The sequence below is a fragment of the Nostoc sp. genome (genome assembly GCF_035638895.1).
Lineage (GTDB): Bacteria > Cyanobacteriota > Cyanobacteriia > Cyanobacteriales > Nostocaceae > Nostoc.
On the sequence record NZ_DASQZC010000269.1, the window covers coordinates 1 to 2,363 of the forward strand.

The 2,363-nt window shown below is 38.8% G+C and carries 2 protein-coding genes; both read right to left on the reverse strand.

Features of this window, described 5'->3' with window-relative positions; all coding sequences use genetic code 11:
* Positions 1 to 122: 122 nt before the first annotated feature.
* Positions 123 to 818 carry a hypothetical protein gene (locus tag VE944_RS13160; protein WP_324977668.1) on the reverse strand — a complete coding sequence of 232 codons (696 nt, stop codon included), beginning with the start codon at positions 816 to 818 and terminating at the stop codon, positions 123 to 125.
* Positions 819 to 882: 64 nt separating this feature from the next.
* The gene (corA, locus tag VE944_RS13165; RefSeq protein WP_324977670.1) at positions 883 to 2,025 is read right to left on the reverse strand and encodes a magnesium/cobalt transporter CorA; all 1,143 of its coding nucleotides are present in this window, start codon (positions 2,023 to 2,025) and stop codon (positions 883 to 885) included.
* Between the last annotated feature and the right edge of the window lie 338 nt (positions 2,026 to 2,363).

Below are 2,363 nucleotides of genomic sequence, written 5' to 3' on the forward strand. Positions count from 1 at the left end.
TGGTCTTTCGGGAGTCCGGACTTTCCTCAAACCAGTAACTATGACTGATCTGCAACCGCCTGCGCCTACTCTCTCCTTAGATCCAGTGTAATCTTTGGTTGACGTAGTATGTTGACATGGCATTACTTTTTTTTATTCCAAGGTAAAGCGTAAGTCCAAGGTAGTTTCCTGACTGTGAAAGGACAATTGATAATGCTAATAGGAGGGAAATCACGACCTGGGGCTAGACCTAAACGCACCTCAGATATCCGTAGCACCAGTTGCAAGGAAAAGTCCAATTCCTTTCTTCTGTTAATAAAGTCGTTGTACAAACCTTTTTGCCCTTTTTGCAGCCCGTTGATATCAATTAGTGGTTTTTTTGCTGAATAGGTTCCAGCTACTTGATCGCGCTCGAATACATCTTCTGCTGTTACCGTTTCAGAAAGTGTTTTCTTGGGGGCAATCAGGCTAGGACTTTGGGGTACTGCTAAGTCGCGGGTTAAGTCTGGTGATTTCCGAATTACGCGGCGCGATTGCTTGCTATGTTCAACTACTAAAGAACTGTTGTCCCAGTCAACGTATACAGCAATATTTTCAGATTTATTTTCAATGCTAATTCCTAAATCTTTCAAATCGTCAATTGGGTATGAGGATTTGAGCTTAAAGGAAATCCCAATTTTATCATCGAGATTGTTTTCTTTGAGTTGTTCGTCAACGATCCCTTTTTTAAACTCAAACTTAATTTGATCATCAATGGATTCAACCATGCGGTTAAAAACATAAGAAACACCGATAATATAAATCGTTAAAACTACTAAATTCTGGTCGCTACTCCTCATAACTTAAAATATTAACTCCCGATATTAATGAATGTATATTTGACTTATGATCCATCTAAGATTTTTAATTACGCTTGATTGTTACAGAATTTTGCAGCCAGCCTCGTCGCCAAAAAAACAATAGCAAACCAAATGCGATCGCTCCCATCACTGCCAAGCAAAGTGGATAGCCCCAATACCAATTCAACTCAGGCATATTATATGGCGATTTTTCAGTATTGAAATTCATACCATATATTCCGGCAACAAAAGTCAGTGGAATAAAAATTGATGAAACTATCGTTAGCACCTTTATTATTTCATTCATTTTATTGCTCATTGCCGAAAGGTACACATCCATTAATCCAGATGCTAGTTCTCGGTAAGTTTCCACCATATCGATCACTTGCACTGTATGGTCATAACAATCTCGTAGGTAAATTCGTACTTCTTCACTAATTAAATCGGGAGCATCTCGAATTAAGGAATTAATTGCATCTCGTTGGGGCCAGATAGCACGACGTAATTGCAGTAATTCTCGTCTAATTTGATAAATATTTTGTAGTGTTTGCGGAGTAGGTTTAATTATTACTTCCTCTTCTAACTCTTGGATTCGTTCCCCATAAAGCTCCAGTACTGGGAAAAAGCCATCAATAATAGCATCTAACACGGCATAAGCTAAATAATCGGCTCCCTGTTTACGAATGATCCCTTTATTTTTTTGAATTCGCGATCGCACCGCTTCAAAGCAATCATGTTCTGGTTCTTCTTGTACTGTCAGCAAATAGTTTTTCCCTAATATCAAACTCACTTGCTCACTGTGAAAACCACATGTTTTTTCTTGTGGTACCACCATACGGGCAATGAATAGCAATTGGTCTTCATAATCCTCTGTTTTAGGGCGTTCTGGTACATTGACTACATCTTCTAAAACTAGAGGATGTAACTCAAAAACGTTACCCAATCGTTGTAATATATCTTGACTGCCTAAACCTTGCACATCTACCCAAGAAATAGATTCGCTATCAAGATATGGAATACATTCTTCTGGAGTTGCTATTTGCTCACGGATGAAATTGGTTTCATTATAGTCAATCAAGAAAATTATCGGTGGTGGAGCATCTGCATCAATAAAAATGGTTCCAGGTACAGTCCCTGGTTGGTGATAAAACTCATCTTCATATAACTTGGGGATGATTTTGGGAAGGCGACTCAGTTTTCGTGCCATGCAATATTACCTAATAGTTATTAATCATTTGTCATTAGTCATTAGTAAAAATAATTGACTCGTGGTAACTGACAACTTACACGTAATTTTACAAAAATTAATACAAAGACGGCAATTTCTAGATTAAGCAATTATTTAGGTTGCTAATTTGATCATCAACATTTTGTTAGTAGTCAGTTGTAAGGGCATAGCAATGCTCATTGGTGTCAACTTAAGTAAAAACGCTTATCCCACAGGCGTTTTACCCCACACGCCAGATGCTCCACTTAGGGAGACCCCAAGACCGCACTGGCTCCCCTTAATCCCCTCCCCGTTCACGGGGAGGGGAGGTTTTGTCG